Genomic DNA, 20,845 nt, shown 5'->3' on the forward strand with positions numbered 1-20,845 from the left:
GCACCGTAGTATGACGGTTTGTTTTCGGGTTGTTAGCGCGAGATTATGCGATTTTCCAGTTTTATCATCGGATTGACTACCAGTATAACGTTCAGCGTTCAGGCTGCGAATGTTGATGAGTATATTAATCAACTGCCCGCAGGTGCCAACCTTGCATTGATGGTGCAGAAGGTCGGAGCGCCGACGCCAGAAATTGACTACCACAGTCAACAAATGGCGCTGCCCGCCAGTACCCAGAAGGTGATCACTGCGCTCGCCGCCCTGCTTCAGCTCGGGCCTGATTTTCGTTTTACCACCACCCTTGAGACCAAAGGCAACGTCGTGGGCGGTGAACTGAAAGGCGATCTTATCGCCCGTTTCGGGGGTGACCCGACATTTAAACGCCAGGATATCCGCAATATGGTTGCGGTGCTGAAAAAATCGGGTGTGCAGAAGATTGATGGCAATGTGCTGATCGACACCTCCATTTTTGCCAGCCACGATAAGGCTCCAGGTTGGCCGTGGAACGACATGACGCAGTGCTTTAGCGCCCCGCCCGCCGCCGCGATTGTTGACCGTAACTGTTTCTCTGTTTCGCTTTACAGCGCACCAAAGCCAGATGATTTAGCGTTTATCCGCGTGGCGTCCTACTACCCGGTCACCATGTTTAGTCAGGTACGCACGCTGGCCAAGGGCTCACCGGATGCGCAGTATTGCGAACTGGACGTGGTACCAGGCGATCTTAACCGCTTCACGCTGACGGGCTGCCTCACGCAGCGCGCCGATCCGCTGCCGCTGGCCTTTGCGATACAGGATGGGGCAAGCTATGCGGGTGCCATTCTGAAAGATGAGCTGAAACAAGCGGGAATAACATACTCCGGCACGCTGCTTCGTCAGACGCAGGTCAATCAACCCGGCACGGTCATCGCCAGCAAACAGTCGCCACCGCTGCACGATTTGCTGCGAATTATGCTGAAAAAGTCTGACAACATGATTGCCGACACCGTGTTCCGCATGATTGGTCACGCGCGCTTTGGCGTGCCAGGTACCTGGCGCGCGGGTTCAGATGCTGTTCGTCAGATCCTGCGACAACAGGCAGGGATCGACCTGGGTAATACCATCGCCGTCGATGGCTCCGGGTTATCACGCCATAATTTGATCTCCCCGGCCAGCATGATGCAAGTGCTTCAGTACATTGCACAACATGACACTGAGCTAAACTTTATTTCTATGCTGCCACTTGCCGGGCAGGATGGCACGCTGCAGTACCGCGCCGGGCTTCACGCAGCCGGTGTGGATGGTAAAGTATCCGCTAAGACAGGTTCATTGCAGGGGGTTTACAACCTTGCAGGCTTCATCACCACCGCCAGCGGACAACGCATGGCATTCGTGCAGTATCTTTCCGGCTATGCCGTCGAACCAACCGACCAGCGCAATCGTCGTATTCCGCTTGTTCGATTCGAAAGCAGGCTTTATAAGGACATCTACCAGAATAACTAGCGATGAAACTACTTATAGTTGAAGACGATCTGTTATTACAGGAAGGGCTGGCGCTGGGGCTGGCCAATGAAGGGTATGCCCTCGACTGTGCTGGCACAGCGGCAGAGGCGGATGCTCTGATCCAGAGCGGCGAATACAGTCTGGTGATCCTCGATTTGGGCTTACCTGATAAAGACGGTGCCACGCTGCTCAGTCAGTGGCGACGCCGCGGGATCGCTAATCCAGTGTTGATCCTGACAGCACGCGATGCCATTGAAGATCGTATCACTGGCCTCGATGCTGGCGCAGATGATTACCTGGTGAAGCCTTTTGCACTGGCAGAGCTTCAGGCCCGCGTCCGGGCGTTAATACGCCGTTATCAGGGTCATAGCGATAACTTACTGACTGATGGCGATATTACGCTGAATCTGCAAACCCAGCAGGTACTACGTCAGTCCCAGCCGATTGAGGTGACACCAAAAGAGTTTGCTTTGCTGACGCGCCTGATTATGCGCAGCGGGCAAACGGTACACAGAGAAACCCTGCAACAGGATATCTACTCCTGGCAGGACGATCCGGGGTCCAATACCCTTGAAGTCCACATTCACAACCTGCGTCGTAAGCTTGGCAAGGACCGGATCAAAACCGTCCGTGGCGTTGGCTACCGCCTGGAGAGTCAGAAATGAACAGCATGCGTCGGCGATTGATGGTGCTGCTGGCGGTCATTCTGTTATTTTTCCAACTGATAAGCGTGATCTGGCTGTGGCATGAAAGCCGTGAACAGATTGGTTTTCTGGTCAGTGAGACGTTGTCGGCAAAAGCGCGGAATAATCACGTTGAAAAAGAGATCCGTGAAGCGATTGCCTCTCTGCTGGTCCCTTCTCTGGTGATGGTTGGCTTTACGCTGCTTTTCTCTTTCTGGGCAGTGACCTGGATAACCCAACCCCTGAATAAACTGCGTGCCAGCCTGGCTAACCGTTCGGCAGATAACTTAACGCCGCTTCCAATGTATTCCGACATGGAAGAAATTGGTGCCGTCACCACCTCGCTGAATCAGTTGCTCGCCCGGCTGGATAATACCATCCAACAGGAGCGTCTTTTCACCGCAGATGCCGCACACGAACTGCGGACGCCCCTTGCCGGTATCAGACTCCATCTGGAACTCATGGCGCAATCTGGTTCTCCTCAGGCCGCGACGTTAATTAGCCGTATTGACCAACTCATGCACACCGTTGAGCAACTGCTGATGCTGGCCCGAGCCGGGCAAGCAATGGCCAGCGGCCATTACGAAACGGTGAACTGGACAGACAATATCATCACCCCACTCAGCCTTGAGCATGAAGCCAAAGAACATACCGTGATATGGCCTGCTAAAAGTGCGCTCACGGTTCAGGGAGACGCCGTGCTTCTGCGTCTGATGCTGCGTAACCTGCTGGAGAATGCCGGTCGTTACAGCCCGTCAGGAACAACCATTAAAGTGTCATTAAACGAGGTCGAGGGGGGTACCCAGGTCAGCGTTATCGACCAGGGACCGGGTATTGCTGAAGCGCACCGACAATCAATCACTGAACCGTTCCGCCGTCTTGATCAGCGTTTCGGTGGTAGCGGTCTGGGGCTGAGTATTGTTCAGCGCATCGTGCAACTCCACCGTGGCAAGCTGACGCTTGATAACGGTGCTGAGGGCGGTTTAATCGCCAGCTGTTGGTTGCCCTCAACGCTGGAATAAAAAAAGCCCCTCGAACGAGGGGCTTTGAACTGATATTAGTGTTTGTAGATGAACTCGACGCCTTCTTCGTCGTCTTCATCCCAGTCATCATCCCAGTCTTCTTCCTCTTCCGCTTCCAGCTCTTCGAGCTGTTGACGGTGGTAGTCATCCCACATGAATTCGACTTTTTCAGGCTGTTTCGCTTCTTCGGCCTGAACAATTGGGTTCTCGATGATAAAGGTCATCACATCCCAGCAGAGGTCTTTCACGCCAACCTGGCTTGCTGCAGAGATCAGGTAGTATTTCTCTTCCCAACCCATCGCTTCAGCAATCGCTTTAGCTTTCGCTTCCGCTTCGGCTTTGTCCATCAGGTCAATTTTGTTGAAGACCAACCAGCGTGGTTTATTCGCCAGTTTTTCGCTGTATTTTTCCAGCTCGCCGATGATGATTCGGGCGTTTTCAACCGGATCGGAACCGTCGATAGGATCGATATCAATGAGGTGCAGCAATACGCGGCAGCGCTCAAGGTGTTTCAGGAAGCGGATACCCAGACCGGCACCTTCAGCAGCACCTTCAATCAGGCCCGGAATATCGGCAACCACAAAGCTCTTCTCGTTATCCATGCGGACAACGCCCAGGCTTGGTACCAGTGTGGTAAACGGATAGTCCGCCACTTTAGGTTTCGCGGCAGACACGGCGCGAATAAACGTCGATTTACCGGCATTTGGCATACCCAGCATGCCCACGTCTGCCAGAAGCATCAGCTCCAGTTGCAGATCGCGCTTATCGCCAGGCGTCCCCATCGTTTTCTGACGTGGAGTACGGTTAACAGAAGATTTAAAACGGCTGTTACCCAGACCGTGCCAGCCACCTTTTGCGACCATCAGACGCTGACCGTGTTTGGTCATGTCACCCATGGTCTCACCGGTACCCTGGTCGATAACACGCGTACCGACAGGAACCTTAATAGTGACATCTTTACCGCGTTTACCGGTACAGTCACGGCTCTGGCCATTCTGGCCACGTTCAGCGCGGAATGATTTTTCGAAACGGTAGTCGATCAGCGTGTTGAGGTTCTCATCCGCCTCCAGCCAAACGTCACCACCATCCCCGCCGTCACCGCCATCAGGGCCACCACGTGGGATATATTTTTCACGGCGGAAGCTCACGCAACCGTTGCCGCCATCACCAGCCACGACCAGGATCGTCGCTTCATCAACAAACTTCATTTTACTCTCCGTAACTCATTCGCCTGAGCGGGGGACTACTACAACCGCTTCATTTTTGCGCCAACGTCCCCAAAGACGATGACCAATGGCGGAATACATCGCGCCCGCAACCACGACAAACGCACCGAGATAACCCAACAAGTTGAGCATCGGTCTGACGAAGACATCGGGCCAGGCCATTGATAACAAATCTGAAAATAACAGCGTAAACAGCGGAGTCAGCGTGATTAACGCGCTCACCTGTGCTGCCTGCCAGCGCGCCATCGCTTCGGCCAGCGCGCCATAACCGACCAGCGTATTCAGTCCACAAAAAATGAGACACGCCAGTTGCCAGTCGCTAAGCTGGGCAATCACACCCGGCTTTGCTAATGGCAGCAATGCTATTGTACACAAAGTGTACAGCAAAAAGAGGATCTGCTGTGAGGCCAGACGTCGCAATAACACCTTTTGCGCGACGCCATAACTCACCCAGACCGCTGCTGCTCCTACGCCGAAGATCACACCCCAGGTGTAATCCGTCAGCCGGGTAAAAATCTCTATCAGACTGGTGTTGAAGAACATCACCAGACCGCATAGCAGCATGCTCGCCCCGACAATCTGCGTACCGCGCATCTTCTCCTTGAGGATAAAGACGCTGGCGACCATCATGCCCACCGGTGAAAGCTGACCAATCACCTGCGACGCCGTGGGGCTGAGATATTGCAGGGAAGAGCTGAACAGGATGAAGTTACCGAACAGACCGCCCGTCGCGATAGCCAGCAATACCAGCCAGCGCGGTTTACGGAAGAGCCGCAAGGGAGGAAGCTTACCTTTGACAGCCAGGATGGCCCCGAGACCGATGCTTGCCATCAGAAAGCGATAAAAGACCACCGTAGGCGGCTCCATCACTTCCAGTACCTGCTTCATTGCAATTGGCAGGGCACCCCAGCACATTGCGGTGGTGAGCGCCAAAAGAATACCGATGCCGGCCTGCTGCTTCATGCCCGTTTTCCCTACAGAAAAAATTACCGGGTTTCCAATGTAAAAAGCCCCGCAACAGGGTGCGGGGCTTTAATCCGTTACCGGACCGAGAAAACCTTACTCAGCAACGATGCTGATGTATTTACGGTTGTTCGGGCCTTTAACTTCAAATTTCACTTTACCGTCTGCTTTAGCAAACAGAGTGTGGTCACGACCGCAACCTACGTTGTTGCCAGCGTGGAATTTGGTACCACGTTGACGAACGATGATGCTACCCGCCAGAACGGATTCGCCACCGAAACGCTTAACGCCCAGGCGTTTAGCTTCTGAATCGCGACCGTTACGTGTGGAGCCGCCAGCCTTTTTATGTGCCATTTAAATCTCTCCTCAGGTCTTAGGCGCTGATGCCAGTAATTTTCACATCAGTGAACCACTGACGGTGGCCCTGCTGCTTACGGTAGTGCTTACGACGACGAAACTTAACGATTTTAACTTTCTCGCCACGACCGTGTGCAACAACTTCAGCTTTGATAACGCCGCCATCAACGAAAGGAACGCCGATTTTGACTTCTTCACCGTTTGCGATCATCAGAACTTCAGCGAATTCAACAGATTCGCCAGTTGCGATGTCCAGCTTTTCCAGGCGAACGGTCTGACCTTCGCTTACTCGGTGTTGTTTACCACCACTTTGGAAAACCGCGTACATATAAACTCCGCTTCCGCGCACGTCCTCGTATGAATCAGAGTGCGCTATAAATATTCACAATAGGGCGCGAATATTACGCAAAACGCGAGCCTTTGACAAGTGCTACCGTCAATACATGAAGAAAAAAAACACAACACGTACGGTAACGTTTATCTGAGCCGTTTTTTCAGTACAATCAGCACTACTATTGATAAACCGAAACCCTTCGTTACCCCATTGAAGATGGGATCAACAGGATAAAAAGCCCGGCTTTTGCGATGAATTTAGAAAAAATCAACGAGTTAACCGCGCAAGATATGGCGGGTGTGAATGCAGCAATCCTGGAGCAACTCAACTCTGATGTTCAACTGATCAATCAGTTGGGCTATTACATCGTCAGCGGCGGCGGTAAACGCATTCGCCCGATGATTGCTATTCTGGCTGCCAGAGCCGTTGGCTATCAGGGAAATGCCCACGTGACTATCGCAGCACTTATCGAATTTATTCACACGGCGACGCTTCTGCATGACGACGTTGTGGATGAATCGGATATGCGTCGTGGTAAAGCCACGGCAAACGCTGCATTCGGAAACGCAGCCAGCGTTCTGGTGGGGGATTTTATCTATACCCGCGCCTTCCAGATGATGACCAGCCTGGGCTCTCTGAAAGTACTGGAAGTGATGTCTGAGGCCGTTAACGTGATCGCTGAAGGCGAAGTGCTGCAGCTGATGAACGTCAACGACCCTGACATCACCGAAGAAAACTACATGCGCGTGATTTACAGCAAAACCGCGCGCCTGTTTGAAGCAGCTGCCCAGTGCTCCGGTATTCTGGCGGACTGTACCGAAGCACAGGAAAAAGGCCTGCAGGATTACGGTCGTTATCTGGGGACCGCATTCCAGTTAATTGATGATTTGCTGGACTACAGTGCTGACGGCGAAACGCTCGGCAAAAACGTGGGTGATGACCTGAACGAAGGCAAACCCACCCTGCCACTGCTTCATGCTATGCGTAACGGTTCAGCCGAACAGGCAAAAATGATCCGTGAAGCGATTGAGCAGGGAAATGGCCGTCATCTGCTGGAACCTGTGCTGGAAACCATGGCAATCTGCGGATCGCTGGAATGGACACGCCAACGTGCGGAAGAAGAAGCCGACAAAGCCATCGAAGCTCTTCAGGTCATTCCCGACAGCCCATGGCGCGATGCACTGATTGCGCTGGCCCACATCGCCGTTCAGCGAGACCGTTAATCCCTCCTGCATCTCCCTGCGGCCATCGCGGGGAGATTCCAGCACACACCTGTAAATTCCGTGTCCATGTAAATTCATCGGTTTAAAGGCCGCATGAATAAAGCCATGCCTTATTCTGAATATCCCTTCCAGTAACGCGAACTTTTTAGAACAAGAGTTTGAAATGGGTATAGTAAGCCTGTCGTTTCAGAAGAAACGGCGTGAGTAAATCCGAACTTAAGGACAGCGTTATGGATACGAAATTTATCGACTGGCACACGGCAGATATCATTGCGGCACTGCGCAAAAAAGGCACTTCACTGGCAGCTGAATCTCGCCGCAATGGCCTGAGTTCTTCTACCCTGGCAAACGCCCTGACTCGTCCCTGGCCAAAGGGAGAATTAATTATCGCAACGGCGCTGGATACGCATCCGTGGGTGATCTGGCCCTCGCGTTACCACGATCCCATTACCCATGAATTTATCGACAGATCGCGCATGATTCGCCAGAAAAAAGCAAAGAAAAAACCGCAGGAATAATGCGATTTTTGACAGGAACAGCAACCCCCCGGTCATTGCTGGCAGGGGGCTGCCGGAACGATTACTCGCCCTTCACACGCTCGATATTGGCACCCAGCGCGCGCAGTTTATCTTCGATACGCTCATAGCCACGATCGATGTGGTAAATACGATCCACAACCGTCGTACCTTCCGCGATACACCCCGCCAGCACCAGGCTTGCGGACGCACGCAAATCGGTTGCCATCACCTGAGCACCGGACAGCTTCTCAACGCCATGGCAAATCACGGTATTACTTTCGATCTCAGCACGTGCACCCATACGGATCAGCTCCGGTACGTGCATAAAGCGGTTCTCGAAAATGGTTTCAGTGATGAAGCCAGTACCTTCAGCCACCAGGTTTAGCAACGTGAACTGAGCCTGCATGTCCGTCGGGAACGCCGGATGTGGTGCAGTACGCACATTCACCGCTTTTGGACGCTGACCATGCATGTCGAGGCTGATCCAGTCTTCACCGATCTCAATATCAGCACCCGCATCGCGCAGCTTCGCCAGCACCGCATCCAGCGTATCCGGCTGAGCGTTACGACAAACAATCTTACCGCCAGAGATCGCCGCAGCGACCAGGAAGGTACCGGTTTCGATACGGTCCGGCAGAACGCGATAGACACCGCCACCCAGACGCTCAACGCCTTCGATGGTGATACGGTCGGTACCCTGACCGGAGATCTTCGCACCCAGCGCGACGAGGAAGTTTGCGGTATCCACAATTTCCGGTTCGCGCGCGGCATTTTCAATAATGGTGGTCCCTTCTGCCAGCGTTGCCGCAGACATAATGGTGACCGTTGCGCCTACGCTCACTTTGTCCATGACAATGTGCGCGCCTTTCAGGCGACCATTCACGGACGCTTTAACGTAACCTTCTTCCAGTTTGATCTCTGCGCCCAGTTTCTCCAGACCAAAGATATGCAGGTCAACCGGGCGTGCGCCGATTGCACAGCCGCCCGGCAGTGAAACCTGCCCCTGTCCAAAACGCGCCACCAGCGGGCCAAGCGCCCAGATGGACGCACGCATGGTTTTCACCAGATCGTACGGCGCAGAGAAGTTGTTCACATTGCTGGCATCGATCCAGACGGAACCATTACGCTCAACTTTGGTTCCCAACTGGGTGAGCAGCTTCATGGTGGTGTCGATATCTTTCAGCTTTGGTACGTTCTGAATTTCTACCGGCTCTTCCGCGAGCAGCGCAGCAAAGAGGATTGGCAGAGCGGCGTTTTTCGCGCCAGAAATTGTGACTTCGCCCTGGAGACGCGTTGGCCCCTGTACACGAAATTTATCCATTGTGTGTTCTCTTATAAATTCAACCGTGCTGCGGGCCTGTCGCCCTCAGCTCAAAAACCGTTTAGTTTGCGATCGCGTGCCCACTCTTGCGGGGTGAACGCTTTAATCGACAGGGCGTGGATGCGGTTATCCGCAATATATTCCATCAGCGGCGCGTACACAGCCTGCTGCTTCTTCACACGGCTCATACCGTCGAACATCTCACCCACAGCAATAACCTGGAAGTGACTGCCATCGCCAGTGACGTGGGCTTCCTGAAGGGAGAGTGCATTCATCAGCACTGTCTGGATTTCATGATTTTCCATGGGCTCTTAATCATCTGATAGTGAAAACAAGCCCAACATCTTAGAGCAAAGTGACGTCGTCTTAAACAAGCAAAAAGCCCCGACGATGAAACTGTCAGGGCTTTCAGAAGTAACGCACTGAAAATACTAACGAGGCAGCACGTCGTGAGGGAGATTGTAGAGCTGCGCGAGGGTAACGACATTATCACTCGCGCCGTGAAGCTTGACGCTTTGCCCCTGCTTTTTCCCCACGGCAACCAGATGGGCGAGCAGCGCAATACCTGCTGTATCAACCCGTGTGACCTCGGTTAAGTCGATGAGCGTCACACCCTGCATCGCTTCATGACGTTTGTCCCACAATGGGTTCAGCAGATCCTGATCAAGTTCACCGGACAGCTTTAATGTCTCGCCTTCACGCGACCAGCTGAGTTGCTGAGACATTACTTCTTCTCATCCAGTGTAATTTTCTGACGAGAAATAGACTGCAGCTGCGCGGTAAGGCCATCAATACCTTTGGTACGCAGCAGGTCGCTCCACTCGTTCTGTTTGGTGGTGATCATGCTTACCCCTTCGGCAATCATGTCATACGCCTGCCAGTGCCCCGTCTGGCTGTTTTTACGCCACTGGAAATCCAGACGAACCGGCGGACGGCCGTTAGGATCGTTGATGGTCACGCGGATAGGTACGATGGTCGCATCGCCCAGCGGCTGCTCAGGCGCAATCTGATAGGTCTGACCATGGTACATCGCCAGCGCCTGGCCATAAGCCTGTTTCAGGTATTCACGGAACGCGGCAAAGTAAGCATCACGCTGCGCGGGGGTCGCATCTTTGTAATAACGTCCCAGCACCAGCGCACCTGCATATTTGATCTGCACATACGGCAGCAGTTCCTGATCGACAACATCACGCAGATAATCAGGATTAGCACGAATTTTAGGTTGCTCGTTTTTAAGACGGTCGAAAGTCTTCTTGGCCGCTTCGTCCATCTGTTTGTACGGGTTACTCTGATCCGCAGCGTGGGCTGCGGTGAGAGGGGCAATGACCAGCATGGCAACCATTAACAGTCGTTTAAACATGAATGACTTCTCCTGAAATTAATTCGTCGTGCCAGATGTCGGTGCGACGTTGGTGTGATCTTCAGTCTGCGCAGGGGCAGCATCGGATTTTTTCTCATCCCCTTTACTGTTGTAAAGGAACTGACCAATCATATCCTCCAGCACCATTGCGGACTTCGTATCCTGGATAACACTGCCGTCTTTAAGGATAGTCGTTCCGAGCTCTGGGTCTTCAAAACCGACGTTAAGCGCCAGATATTGTTCACCCAGCAGGCCGGAAGTCCGGATCGAAAGAGAACTGGTGTCCGGAATATGGTTATAACGCTCTTCGATATCCATCGCGACGCGTGGGAGATAGGTTTTCTCATCAAGCGTAATGTCCGACACACGGCCGATCACCACGCCACCAATACGTACCGGTGAACGCGCCTTCAGCCCGCCGATATTATCGAAGGTGGCATAAATACGATATGTCGGCTCGGTGCGGACAGATGTGATATCCGCCGCTCGCAGGCAGATAAACAGCGCCGCCAGCAGTGCCAGTAACAGGAACACGCCGACCCAAATTTCATTTTTTCTCGTTTGCATGAACTCAATTCCCAAACATCAGTGCGGTGAGCACAAAATCCAGACCCAGTACGGCCAGCGACGAATGTACGACTGTACGCGTTGTTGCACGGCTAATGCCCGCCGACGTCGGGATGGCATCGTAACCATTGAACAATGCAATCCAGGTGACCGTAATAGCAAAGACCACGCTTTTAATCAGACAGTTGACCAGATCCATTCGCAGATCAATGGCGTCCTGCATGGCAGACCAGAAGAAACCGGCATCAATGCCTTTCCAGTGGACGCCAACCAGCGAGCCGCCCCAGATACCCACGGCGACAAACAGAATAGTCAGTAACGGTAACGAAATCACCCCAGCCCAGAAACGCGGCGAGATCACGCGACGCAGCGGATCAACCGCCATCATCTCCATGCTGGAAAGCTGCTCGGTCGCACGCATCAGGCCAATTTCAGCCGTTAATGCCGACCCCGCGCGCCCGGCGAACAACAGTGCCGCCACAACAGGCCCCAGTTCACGCAGCAGTGAGAGCGCCACCAGCATCCCGAGGCTGGTTTCTGCACTGTAGGTTGTCAGAACAAGGTAGCCCTGAAGCCCAAGCACCATACCGATAAACAGCCCGGAAACAATGATGATGAGCATCGACAGCACGCCGACATTATAGAGCTGACGCACCAGCAACGGTGCGTGCTTGCGGAATTCCGGCTTGCCGACCAGCGCGTTGAATAACATCAATCCGGCGCGCCCGAACGTCCTGATGGTTTTTATGCCACGGTGTCCGAGAGCGGCCAACGCATTTAACAGCATGAGTGGCTTAACTCCCTATTCCCAGTAAATCGTCACGATAGTCGCCCGCCGGGTAGCGGAACGGCACAGGGCCATCTGCAATACCGTCAAGGAACTGCCGCACGCGCGGATCGCAATTTTCCTGCAGCGCCTGGGCGCTACCGTGTGCGACGATCTTTTTGTCCGCCACGATATAGGCGTAATCGGCAATGCTCAATACTTCCGGTACATCGTGAGAAACCACGATACAGGTAACGCCGAGCGCGCTGTTCAGCTCAGAGATGAGCTTCACCAGCACACCCATCGTGATAGGATCCTGTCCGACAAACGGTTCGTCGAACATGATTAAATCAGGTTCTAGTGCAATGGCTCGCGCCAGTGCAGCGCGTCGCGCCATCCCACCGGACAGTTCCGAAGGCATCAGTTTTGCAGCCCCTCGCAGACCGACGGCTTCAAGCTTCATCATCACCGTGCTTTTCAGCAGTTCAGGCGGCAGGCTGGTATGCTCGCGCAGCGGATAGGCCACGTTATCAAAGACGTTCATGTCGGTGAACAGAGCCCCCGACTGAAAGAGCATGCTCATGCGTTTACGGACAGTATACAGGCGCGAGCGCGACATCTCCGGGATGTTTTCGCCATCAAAGAGGATTTCACCGCTATCAGGTGGGATCTGCCCACCAATGAGGCGCAGCAGGGTCGTTTTACCGATCCCGGACGGCCCCATGATGGCAGTGATCTTGCCACGCGGTACGGTCAACGAAATATCATCAAATATCAATCGGTTGGCGCGAGAAAAACTCACACCGCGAACATCGACTAAATTCGCCATCGTTTGGCTCATTTATTGTTCCTTTCTTACCCTGCTCACATTAAGGCATGCAGCCTGAATCAGCCCCAAACTCAGCATTTTTACAGAATAATAGCCGTTGAGGTTAGCGAAAGCTGGCATTTGTTTTACTTTTCCGGCGCATAAAGTCAAAATTAGGAATTCGTTACGCCTCAGACAGTATGCAGTCCAGCCATTCCCGCGCGATGGACCGACGAGTATACCTGAAGAAAGGACTTTTGATGCTTTTAGCAACAGCACTGTTAATAATTGGTTTACTTTTGGTGGTCTACAGTGCTGACCGTTTAGTGTTTGCTGCATCTATCCTGTGTCGTCTGACTGGCGTACCGCCTGTTGTCATCGGGATGACCGTTGTCAGTGTTGGAACGTCGCTTCCTGAAATCATCGTCTCTGTTTCAGCATCGCTGCATGGTCAGGTAGACCTGGCTATTGGCACCGCGATTGGCTCGAACATCGTCAATATATTACTGATTTTAGGCCTGGCGGCACTGCTCCACCCATTTCGCGTACATTCCGATGTTCTGCGCCGTGAATTGCCGCTAATGTTAATCGTAAGCCTGCTGGCAGGGTGCGTATTTTATGATGGCGTACTGAGCTACAGCGACGGCATTTTCTTGCTGGCGCTGGCCGTCATTTGGCTGCTGTATAGTGTTAAAATCGCCCGCCAGGCTGAAAAGCTGGGTCAGGATAGCCTGACTCGGGAGCAGGTTGCCGAACTCCCGCGGGAGGGCACGCTGCCTGTAGCACTACTTTGGCTTGGCGTCGCGCTGATCATCATGCCAATGGCAACGCGCATGGTCGTCGACAACGCGACAGTACTGGCGAACTATTTTGCCATCAGTGAACTGACCATTGGCCTGACGGTCATTGCCATCGGCACCAGCCTGCCGGAGCTGGCCACGGCCATTGCGGGAGCACGTAAAGGTGAAGATGACATTGCCATTGGCAATATCATCGGTTCCAACATTTTTAATATCGCGATTGTGATGGGCCTGCCGGCCCTGATAACGCCCGGGCCTTTTAACCCCCTGGCGTTTTCACGCGATTACGGTGTGATGTTGCTGGTCAGCGTGATATTTGCCCTGCTCTGCTGGCGGCGGCAACGCCAGATCGGCAAAGGCGCAGGCGCGCTGTTGACGGGTGGATTTATCGTATGGATGGCGATGCTGTACTGGCTCTCGCCTCTTCTCTCTGGGTAAACGGAAACGCATTATGTCGCAAATAGAATTGCAGCCGGGTTTTGACTTTCAGAAAGCAGGCAAAGACGTTCTGGAGATTGAACGTGAAGGTCTGGCGCAGTTAGATCAGTACATTAATCAGGATTTTAGTCTGGCATGTGAGAAGATATTCTACTGTGCCGGTAAAGTCGTGGTAATGGGGATGGGCAAGTCCGGTCATATTGGCCGCAAAATGGCCGCGACGTTTGCCAGCACCGGAACCTCTTCTTTCTTTGTACACCCGGGGGAAGCCGCACACGGCGACCTGGGGATGGTCACACCGCAAGATATCGTCATCGCACTGTCAAATTCCGGTGAATCCAATGAGATCCTGGCGCTGATCCCGGTACTGAAGCGACTGCAGGTCCCCCTCATTTGCATGACCAGTCGCCCGGAAAGTAGCATGGCGCGGGCGGCCGATATTCACCTGTGCGTTAAGGTTCCCAAAGAAGCCTGCCCTCTGGGCCTGGCTCCGACCTCCAGCACCACCGCTGCACTGGTCATGGGTGATGCGCTTGCCGTAGCGCTGCTGGAAGCCCGCGGTTTTACCCCTGAAGATTTCGCACTTTCTCATCCCGGCGGTGCGCTTGGGCGCAAGCTGCTTCTGCGGGTCAACGATATTATGCACACCGGGGATGAAATCCCTCACGTCAGTAAAGCGGCCTCCCTGCGCGATGCGCTGCTGGAAATCACCCGCAAGAATCTGGGTATGACGGTCGTGTGCGATGATCTGATGAAAATTCAGGGGATCTTCACCGATGGGGACCTGCGTCGCGTGTTTGATATGGGTGTAGATGTCCGAACGCTTGGCATTGCCGATGTGATGACACCTGGCGGCATCCGCGTTCGCCCGGGTACGCTGGCAGTGGATGTGCTGAACCTGATGCAGTCCCGTCATATCACCTCCGTTATGGTTGCCGATGGCGACCAGTTGCTGGGTGTGGTACATATGCATGATCTGCTGCGCGCAGGCGTAGTGTAATGAAGGATAAGACAATGAGTAATGCGGGTGCATCCCTTGCAACCTGTTATGGTCCGGTCAGTACCCATATGATGGCGAAGGCAGAAAAGATTCGCCTGCTCATCCTGGATGTGGATGGGGTCCTCTCCGATGGCCTGATTTACATGGGCAATAATGGTGAAGAGCTGAAAGCGTTTAACGTTCGCGACGGTTACGGTATCCGCTGTGCCCTCACCTCGGGTATCGAGGTAGCGATCATCACCGGGCGAAAAGCTAAACTGGTAGAAGATCGCTGTGAAACGCTGGGCATTACCCATCTGTATCAGGGACAATCCGATAAGATGGCGGCATTCAATGATTTAGTGGGTAAACTGGCAATCGCACCGGAAAACGTGGCTTATGTCGGGGATGACCTGATTGACTGGCCAGTAATGGCTGAGGTCGGCCTGAGTATCGCTGTTGCCGATGCGCATCCGCTGTTGCTCCCACGCGCTGACTACGTTACCCACATCAATGGCGGCCGCGGTGCCGTACGTGAAGTCTGCGATCTGCTTCTGCTGGCGCAAGGCAAGCTTGATGAGGCCAAAGGGCAATCAATATGAGTAAAACCAGACGTTGGGTTATCATTCTGCTTTCGCTTGTCGCACTGGTATTGATTGGCGTGAATATTGCCGATCGCGACGATACGCAAACGGAAGTGATCAACAATAACGATCCAACCTATAAAAGCGATCACAGCGACACAGTGGTCTACAGCCCGGAAGGGGCACTGAACTATCGCCTGATTGCCCAGCATGTTGAATATTTTTCAGATGACGGTATTTCGTGGTTTACCCAACCTGTCATGACGACGTTTGATAAGGACAAAGTCCCGACGTGGTCAATCAAGTCAGACCGGGCAAAACTGACAAATGACCGTATGCTTTATCTATATGGCCACGTTGAAGTCAACGCTCTGACGCCTGACTCGCAACTGCGAAAAATTACGACGGATAATGCCCAGATCAACCTGGTGACCCAGGATGTGACGTCGCAGGATCTGGTCACACTGTATGGCACAACATTTAATTCCAGCGGTTTAAGAATGCGCGGGAACTTACGCAGCAAAAACGCCGAGCTGATTGAAAAGGTTAGAACCTCCTATGAAATTCAAAACAAACAAACTCAGCCTTAAAGTAATTATCGCCAGTGCGATGCTGGCGACCAGTCTCCCCGCGCTTGCTGTAACGGGCGATACCGACCAGCCGATCCATATCGAGTCAGACACGCAGTCTCTTGATATGCAGGGTAACGTCGTCACCTTTACAGGTAATGTCGTCATGACCCAGGGCACCATCAAAATCAACGCCGACAAAGTGGTCGTTACCCGTCCGGGTGGTGAGCAGGGCAAAGAGATTATTGATGGCTACGGCAACCCGGCAACCTTCTACCAGATGCAGGACAACGGCAAGCCGGTGAAGGGCCACGCCACGCACATGCACTATGAGCTGGCGAAGGATCTGGTCATCCTGACGGGTAATGCCTATCTGGAACAGCTGGACAGCAATATTACCGGCGACCAGATCACCTATCTGGTGAAAGAGCAAAAAATGCAGGCCTCCAGCGAGAAAGGCAAACGCGTAACCACCGTGCTGGTTCCGTCGCAGCTGCAGGACAAAGGTAAAGGCCAGGCCCCGGCACAGAAGAAGAGTAACTAATTCGTTATGGCAACATTAACTGCAAAAAATCTCGCGAAGGCCTATAAGGGCCGCCGTGTCGTAGAAGATGTCAGTCTGACCGTCAACTCCGGCGAAATTGTAGGCCTGCTTGGCCCTAACGGTGCGGGTAAAACCACAACCTTCTACATGGTCGTTGGCATTGTGCCGCGCGATGCCGGCAACATTGTTATTGACGATGAAGACATCAGTCTTCTGCCGTTGCACGCTCGCGCGCGTCGCGGAATCGGCTATCTGCCGCAGGAAGCCTCTATTTTCCGTCGTCTTAGCGTTTACGATAACCTGATGGCGGTTCTACAAATTCGTAACGACCTGACCAGCGAACAGCGACAGGATCGTGCCAACGAGCTGATGGAAGAGTTCCACATTGAGCACCTGCGTGACAGCCTCGGTCAGGCGCTCTCCGGGGGTGAACGTCGCCGCGTTGAAATCGCGCGTGCGCTGGCCGCAAACCCGAAATTTATCCTTCTGGATGAACCGTTTGCGGGCGTTGACCCAATCTCCGTTATCGACATTAAACGTATCATTGAACACCTGCGCGACAGCGGGCTTGGTGTACTGATCACTGACCACAACGTGCGTGAAACGCTGGCCGTGTGTGAACGCGCCTATATTGTGAGCCAGGGCAATCTGATCGCCCACGGTACGCCGCAGCAGATCCTCGAAGATGATCATGTTAAGCGCGTCTATCTTGGGGAAGACTTCAGACTCTGATAGGGTAGAGGTAACGTAACGCCGAACCGGAGAAAAATGCTCTGAACATGAAGCAAGGTTTGCAATTAAGGCTCAGCCAACAACTGGCGATGACGCCGCAGCTACAGCAGGCAATTCGCCTGTTGCAACTGTCCACGTTAGAACTCCAGCAGGAGCTCCAGCAGGCGCTGGACAGCAATCCGCTGCTGGAACAAACCGATCTTCATGACGAGGTAGATACCCAGCAGTCGCAGGATACAGAAGCGCTCGATACCGCTGATGCACTCGAACAAAAAGAGATGCCGGACGAGCTTCCGCTGGATGCCAGCTGGGATGAAATCTACACCGCCGGAACCCCTTCCGGTACGCGTGCAGACTACCAGGATGATGAGCTACCGGTCTATCAGGGTGAAACCACCCAGTCGCTACAGGATTATCTGATGTGGCAGGTGGAACTGACCCCCTTCTCCGATACCGACCGCGCGATTGCCACGTCAATTGTCGATGCCGTTGACGACACGGGCTATTTGACCCTCACGCTGGACGATATTCTGGAAAGCATGGGCGACGAAGAGATTGAACTCGAAGAGATTGAAGCGGTTCTGAAGCGTATCCAGCGTTTCGATCCGGTCGGTGTGGCGGCAAAAGATCTACGCGACTGCCTGCTGATCCAGCTTTCTCAGTTCAGCAAAGAGACGCCATGGATTGATGAGGCACGCGTTATCATTAGCGATCATCTGGATCTGTTGGCTAACCACGATTTCCGCACCCTGATGCGCGTCACGCGCCTGAAAGAAGAGGTGCTGAAAGAAGCGGTGAATCTGATCCAGTCGCTCGATCCACGCCCCGGACAGTCGATCCAGACCAGCGAACCTGAGTACGTGATCCCGGATGTGCTGGTCAGAAAACACAATGGCCGCTGGGTCGTTGAACTGAACTCTGACAGCATCCCTCGCCTGCAAATCAACCAGCAGTATGCCTCCATGTGCACCAGCGCACGAAACGACTCTGACAACCAATATATTCGTAGCAATCTGCAGGAAGCGCGATGGTTGATCAAAAGTCTGGAGAGCCGAAATGATACGCTGCTCCGCGTCAGCCGCTGTATTGTCGAACAGCAGCAGGCTTTCTTTGAGCAGGGCGAAGAGTATATGAAACCGATGGTACTGGCAGATATTGCCCAGGCCGTCGAGATGCATGAATCAACCATTTCCCGCGTCACCACGCAGAAGTATCTGCACAGTCCACGCGGTATTTTTGAGCTTAAGTATTTCTTCTCCAGTCATGTGAATACCGAGGGCGGCGGTGAAGCGTCGTCAACGGCAATTCGCGCACTGGTGAAGAAGTTGATCGCCGCGGAGAACCCCGCGAAGCCACTGAGTGACAGTAAGTTAACCACCATGCTGTCCGACCAGGGTATTATGGTGGCACGTCGTACTGTTGCGAAGTATCGAGAGTCTTTATCCATTCCGCCGTCCAACCAGCGTAAGCAGCTGGTTTGACACAACCGATAAGGAAGACACTATGCAGCTCAACATCACTGGACAAAACGTCGAAATTACTGAGGCTTTACGCGACTTCGTGAACGCGAAGTTTGCCAAACTCGAGCAGTATTTCGAAAGGATCAATCAGGTCTATATTGTGTTGAAAGTGGAGAAAGTGACTCATATCTCGGATGCAACCCTGCACGTCAACGGGGGTGAACTCCATGCCAGTGCGGAAGGGCAAGACATGTATGCGGCTATCGACGGCTTGATTGATAAGCTTGCGCGACAGCTTAATAAACATAAAGATAAACTGAAACAACACTAATTGTCCGGGCAGTTAACGGGTGCAGGACGGCCTGTTGTGAAACACAACGGGCCATTTGTACAGTTAGCGCTTAGGTGAAATTATGATGAACAACGATTCCGCTCTTCAACTGAGCAATGTCCTTAACCAGGAATGTACCCGCAGTGCAGTTCACTGCCAGAGCAAAAAGCGTGCGCTGGAGATCATCAGTGAACTGGCCGCAAAACAGCTGGGCCTGCCACCGCAGGTAGTGTTCGAAGCTATCCTGACCCGTGAAAAGATGGGCAGTACCGGCATCGGCAATGGCATCGCGATCCCGCATGGCAAACTGGAAGAAGACACCTTGCGTGCCGTCGGTGTGTTTGTGCAACTGGAAACCCCTATCGCCTTCGATGCCATTGATAACCAGCCCGTCGATCTCCTCTTCGCGCTGCTGGTGCCTGCTGACCAGACGAAAACCCACCTGCATACGCTTTCTCTGGTCGCAAAACGCCTGGCTGATAAAACCATTTGCCGTCGACTGCGCTCAGCCCAAAGTGATGAAGAGCTCTATCAAATTATCACTGAAGCAGAAGGCAATCAGGATGATGCATAACCAGGAGATGGCTTTCACATCTGTTGTCCTGAGGAGAAACGGAACATGGTACTGATGATTGTCAGTGGCCGTTCAGGGTCGGGGAAATCCGTTGCTCTGCGCGCGCTGGAAGACATGGGTTTTTACTGCGTAGATAACCTGCCGGTCGTGTTGTTACCCGATCTGGCTCGGACGCTTGCGGAAAGACAAACCTCTGCCGCCGTCAGTATCGACGTTCGTAATATGCCTGAATCGCCAGAAATTTTTGAGCAGGCGATGAGTAACCTGCCTGAGGAATTCTCACCTCAGTTGCTGTTCCTGGATGCAGATCGTAATACCCTGATCCGCCGCTACAGCGATACCCGCCGTCTGCATCCGCTTTCCAGTAAGAACCTCTCTCTGGAGAGCGCTATCGACGAAGAGAGCGATCTGCTGGAGCCGCTTCGTTCTCGTGCTGACCTGATCGTCGACACCTCTGAGATGTCCGTTCATGAGCTGGCGGAAATGCTGCGTACCCGTTTGTTGGGCAAGCGCGAGCGTGAACTGACGATGGTGTTCGAGTCCTTCGGCTTTAAGCACGGTATCCCCATTGATGCGGATTATGTTTTCGACGTGCGTTTCCTGCCGAACCCGCACTGGGATCCGAAACTGCGTCCAATGACAGGTCTGGATAAACCCGTCGCGGCCTTCCTCGACCGACACACAGAAGTTCACAATTTTATCTACCAGACGCGAAGCTACCTTGAGCTATGGTTACCTATGCTGGAAACAAACAATCGTAGCTACCTGACAGTGGCGATTGGCTGTACCGGCGGTAAACATCGTTCGGTCTACATCGCCGAACAGCTGGCCGATTATTTCCGTTCACGCGGAAAGAACGTTCAGTCCCGTCATCGCACGCTGGAAAAACGTAAAACATGACCGTAAAACAAACTGTTGAGATCACCAATAAGCTGGGCATGCACGCACGCCCGGCGATGAAGCTGTTTGAGCTGATGCAGGGGTTCGATGCAGAAGTTCTGCTGCGTAATGATGAAGGCACAGAAGCGGAAGCGAACAGCGTGATCGCACTGCTGATGCTGGACTCAGCCAAAGGACGCCAGATTGAAGTAGAAGCCACCGGCCCCCAGGAAGAGGAAGCGCTGGCGGCGGTGATTGCGCTGTTTAACGCCGGTTTTGACGAAGACTAACGTTCGTCCCTTCGGCGGGTGGCGCTGTGCTTACCCGC

General features: G+C 53.3%; 27 protein-coding genes. 16 read left to right on the plus strand and 11 right to left on the minus strand.

Annotation, left to right across the window (positions count from 1 at the left end; translation table 11 throughout):
- Positions 1–45 precede the first annotated feature (45 nt).
- The 3 genes from dacB to pmrB are packed head-to-tail and all read left to right on the plus strand — an operon-like array spanning position 46 to position 3,184.
- On the plus strand, positions 46–1,479 hold the full coding sequence (gene dacB, locus LCD46_20090; GenBank protein ID UOY70303.1) for a serine-type D-Ala-D-Ala carboxypeptidase: 1,434 nt from the start codon (positions 46–48) through the stop codon (positions 1,477–1,479).
- A gap of 2 nt (positions 1,480–1,481) precedes the next feature.
- Positions 1,482–2,144, plus strand: a complete 663-nt coding sequence (gene pmrA, locus LCD46_20095; GenBank protein ID UOY70304.1) for a two-component system response regulator PmrA — start codon at positions 1,482–1,484, stop codon at positions 2,142–2,144.
- Positions 2,141–3,184, plus strand: a complete 1,044-nt coding sequence (gene pmrB, locus LCD46_20100) for a two-component system sensor histidine kinase PmrB (protein ID UOY70305.1) — start codon at positions 2,141–2,143, stop codon at positions 3,182–3,184. Before pmrA ends, pmrB begins: the two co-directional genes overlap by 4 nt.
- A 35-nt stretch (positions 3,185–3,219) precedes the next feature.
- Here pmrB and cgtA read toward each other — a convergent pair whose 3' ends face one another.
- The 4 genes from cgtA to rplU form a co-directional block, all read right to left on the minus strand.
- Positions 3,220–4,392: an Obg family GTPase CgtA gene (cgtA, locus tag LCD46_20105; protein UOY70306.1), complete on the minus strand. Its 1,173-nt coding sequence runs from the start codon at positions 4,390–4,392 to the stop codon at positions 3,220–3,222.
- A gap of 15 nt (positions 4,393–4,407) precedes the next feature.
- Complete coding sequence (locus LCD46_20110; protein UOY70307.1) at positions 4,408–5,373, minus strand: DMT family transporter; 966 nt, start codon at positions 5,371–5,373, stop codon at positions 4,408–4,410.
- 96 nt (positions 5,374–5,469) lie between these two features.
- Positions 5,470–5,727 carry a 50S ribosomal protein L27 gene (gene rpmA / locus LCD46_20115; protein ID UOY70308.1) on the minus strand — a complete coding sequence of 86 codons (258 nt, stop codon included), beginning with the start codon at positions 5,725–5,727 and terminating at the stop codon, positions 5,470–5,472.
- Between the two features lie 19 nt (positions 5,728–5,746).
- Positions 5,747–6,058 carry a 50S ribosomal protein L21 gene (gene rplU, locus LCD46_20120; protein ID UOY70309.1) on the minus strand — a complete coding sequence of 104 codons (312 nt, stop codon included), beginning with the start codon at positions 6,056–6,058 and terminating at the stop codon, positions 5,747–5,749.
- 257 nt (positions 6,059–6,315) lie between these two features.
- Between rplU and ispB the strand changes: the two genes are divergently transcribed.
- On the plus strand, positions 6,316–7,287 hold the full coding sequence (gene ispB / locus LCD46_20125) for an octaprenyl diphosphate synthase (GenBank protein UOY70310.1): 972 nt from the start codon (positions 6,316–6,318) through the stop codon (positions 7,285–7,287).
- Between the two features lie 230 nt (positions 7,288–7,517).
- On the plus strand, positions 7,518–7,805 hold the full coding sequence (gene sfsB, locus LCD46_20130) for a DNA-binding transcriptional regulator SfsB (protein UOY70311.1): 288 nt from the start codon (positions 7,518–7,520) through the stop codon (positions 7,803–7,805).
- 61 nt (positions 7,806–7,866) lie between these two features.
- On the opposite strand, the gene murA is transcribed toward sfsB, so the two are convergent.
- The 7 genes from murA to mlaF form a co-directional block, all read right to left on the minus strand.
- Positions 7,867–9,126 (minus strand): UDP-N-acetylglucosamine 1-carboxyvinyltransferase, encoded by a 1,260-nt coding sequence (gene murA, locus LCD46_20135; protein ID UOY70312.1) that lies wholly within the window; start codon positions 9,124–9,126, stop codon positions 7,867–7,869.
- 50 nt (positions 9,127–9,176) lie between these two features.
- Positions 9,177–9,431, minus strand: a complete 255-nt coding sequence (gene ibaG / locus LCD46_20140; GenBank protein ID UOY70313.1) for a BolA family iron metabolism protein IbaG — start codon at positions 9,429–9,431, stop codon at positions 9,177–9,179.
- A gap of 126 nt (positions 9,432–9,557) precedes the next feature.
- Entirely contained in the window at positions 9,558–9,851 is a 294-nt protein-coding gene (gene mlaB / locus LCD46_20145) for a lipid asymmetry maintenance protein MlaB (GenBank protein UOY70314.1), read from the minus strand.
- On the minus strand, positions 9,851–10,486 hold the full coding sequence (gene mlaC / locus LCD46_20150; protein ID UOY70315.1) for a phospholipid-binding protein MlaC: 636 nt from the start codon (positions 10,484–10,486) through the stop codon (positions 9,851–9,853). Before mlaC ends, mlaB begins: the two co-directional genes overlap by 1 nt.
- Before the next feature lie 18 nt (positions 10,487–10,504).
- A complete protein-coding gene (gene mlaD / locus LCD46_20155; GenBank protein ID UOY70316.1) occupies positions 10,505–11,053 on the minus strand; it encodes an outer membrane lipid asymmetry maintenance protein MlaD in 549 nt (182 codons plus the stop codon).
- Between the two features lie 4 nt (positions 11,054–11,057).
- Positions 11,058–11,840, minus strand: a complete 783-nt coding sequence (gene mlaE / locus LCD46_20160; GenBank protein ID UOY70317.1) for a lipid asymmetry maintenance ABC transporter permease subunit MlaE — start codon at positions 11,838–11,840, stop codon at positions 11,058–11,060.
- Positions 11,841–11,847: 7 nt separating this feature from the next.
- Positions 11,848–12,660, minus strand: a complete 813-nt coding sequence (gene mlaF / locus LCD46_20165; protein UOY70318.1) for a phospholipid ABC transporter ATP-binding protein MlaF — start codon at positions 12,658–12,660, stop codon at positions 11,848–11,850.
- A 227-nt stretch (positions 12,661–12,887) separates the two neighbouring features.
- On the opposite strand from mlaF, the gene LCD46_20170 reads away from it, so the two are divergent.
- From LCD46_20170 to npr, 11 genes are all read left to right on the plus strand, one after another.
- The gene (locus LCD46_20170; GenBank protein ID UOY70319.1) at positions 12,888–13,865 is read left to right on the plus strand and encodes a calcium/sodium antiporter; all 978 of its coding nucleotides are present in this window, start codon (positions 12,888–12,890) and stop codon (positions 13,863–13,865) included.
- A gap of 13 nt (positions 13,866–13,878) precedes the next feature.
- Positions 13,879–14,865, plus strand: coding sequence for an arabinose-5-phosphate isomerase KdsD (gene kdsD / locus LCD46_20175; protein UOY70320.1), 987 nt, complete (start codon positions 13,879–13,881; stop codon positions 14,863–14,865).
- Positions 14,866–14,879: 14 nt separating this feature from the next.
- Positions 14,880–15,446 (plus strand): 3-deoxy-manno-octulosonate-8-phosphatase KdsC, encoded by a 567-nt coding sequence (gene kdsC / locus LCD46_20180; GenBank protein ID UOY73013.1) that lies wholly within the window; start codon positions 14,880–14,882, stop codon positions 15,444–15,446.
- Complete coding sequence (lptC, locus tag LCD46_20185; GenBank protein UOY70321.1) at positions 15,443–16,018, plus strand: LPS export ABC transporter periplasmic protein LptC; 576 nt, start codon at positions 15,443–15,445, stop codon at positions 16,016–16,018. The genes kdsC and lptC overlap by 4 nt, the downstream gene beginning before the upstream one ends.
- A complete protein-coding gene (lptA, locus tag LCD46_20190) occupies positions 15,987–16,541 on the plus strand; it encodes a lipopolysaccharide ABC transporter substrate-binding protein LptA (protein UOY70322.1) in 555 nt (184 codons plus the stop codon). The genes lptC and lptA overlap by 32 nt, the downstream gene beginning before the upstream one ends.
- A gap of 6 nt (positions 16,542–16,547) precedes the next feature.
- Complete coding sequence (gene lptB, locus LCD46_20195; GenBank protein UOY70323.1) at positions 16,548–17,273, plus strand: LPS export ABC transporter ATP-binding protein; 726 nt, start codon at positions 16,548–16,550, stop codon at positions 17,271–17,273.
- Positions 17,274–17,320: 47 nt separating this feature from the next.
- Positions 17,321–18,754 (plus strand): RNA polymerase factor sigma-54, encoded by a 1,434-nt coding sequence (rpoN, locus tag LCD46_20200; protein UOY70324.1) that lies wholly within the window; start codon positions 17,321–17,323, stop codon positions 18,752–18,754.
- A gap of 22 nt (positions 18,755–18,776) precedes the next feature.
- Positions 18,777–19,064 carry a ribosome hibernation promoting factor gene (gene hpf / locus LCD46_20205; protein ID UOY70325.1) on the plus strand — a complete coding sequence of 96 codons (288 nt, stop codon included), beginning with the start codon at positions 18,777–18,779 and terminating at the stop codon, positions 19,062–19,064.
- A gap of 82 nt (positions 19,065–19,146) precedes the next feature.
- The gene (gene ptsN / locus LCD46_20210) at positions 19,147–19,638 is read left to right on the plus strand and encodes a PTS IIA-like nitrogen regulatory protein PtsN (protein ID UOY70326.1); all 492 of its coding nucleotides are present in this window, start codon (positions 19,147–19,149) and stop codon (positions 19,636–19,638) included.
- Positions 19,639–19,683: 45 nt separating this feature from the next.
- Positions 19,684–20,538, plus strand: coding sequence for an RNase adapter RapZ (rapZ, locus tag LCD46_20215; protein ID UOY70327.1), 855 nt, complete (start codon positions 19,684–19,686; stop codon positions 20,536–20,538).
- Complete coding sequence (gene npr, locus LCD46_20220) at positions 20,535–20,807, plus strand: PTS phosphocarrier protein NPr (protein UOY70328.1); 273 nt, start codon at positions 20,535–20,537, stop codon at positions 20,805–20,807. The genes rapZ and npr overlap by 4 nt, the downstream gene beginning before the upstream one ends.
- Positions 20,808–20,845: the final 38 nt, after the last annotated feature.

It is taken from the genome of Enterobacter ludwigii, from assembly GCA_023023105.1.
In the GTDB taxonomy this organism is placed as follows: domain Bacteria; phylum Pseudomonadota; class Gammaproteobacteria; order Enterobacterales; family Enterobacteriaceae; genus Enterobacter; species Enterobacter adelaidei.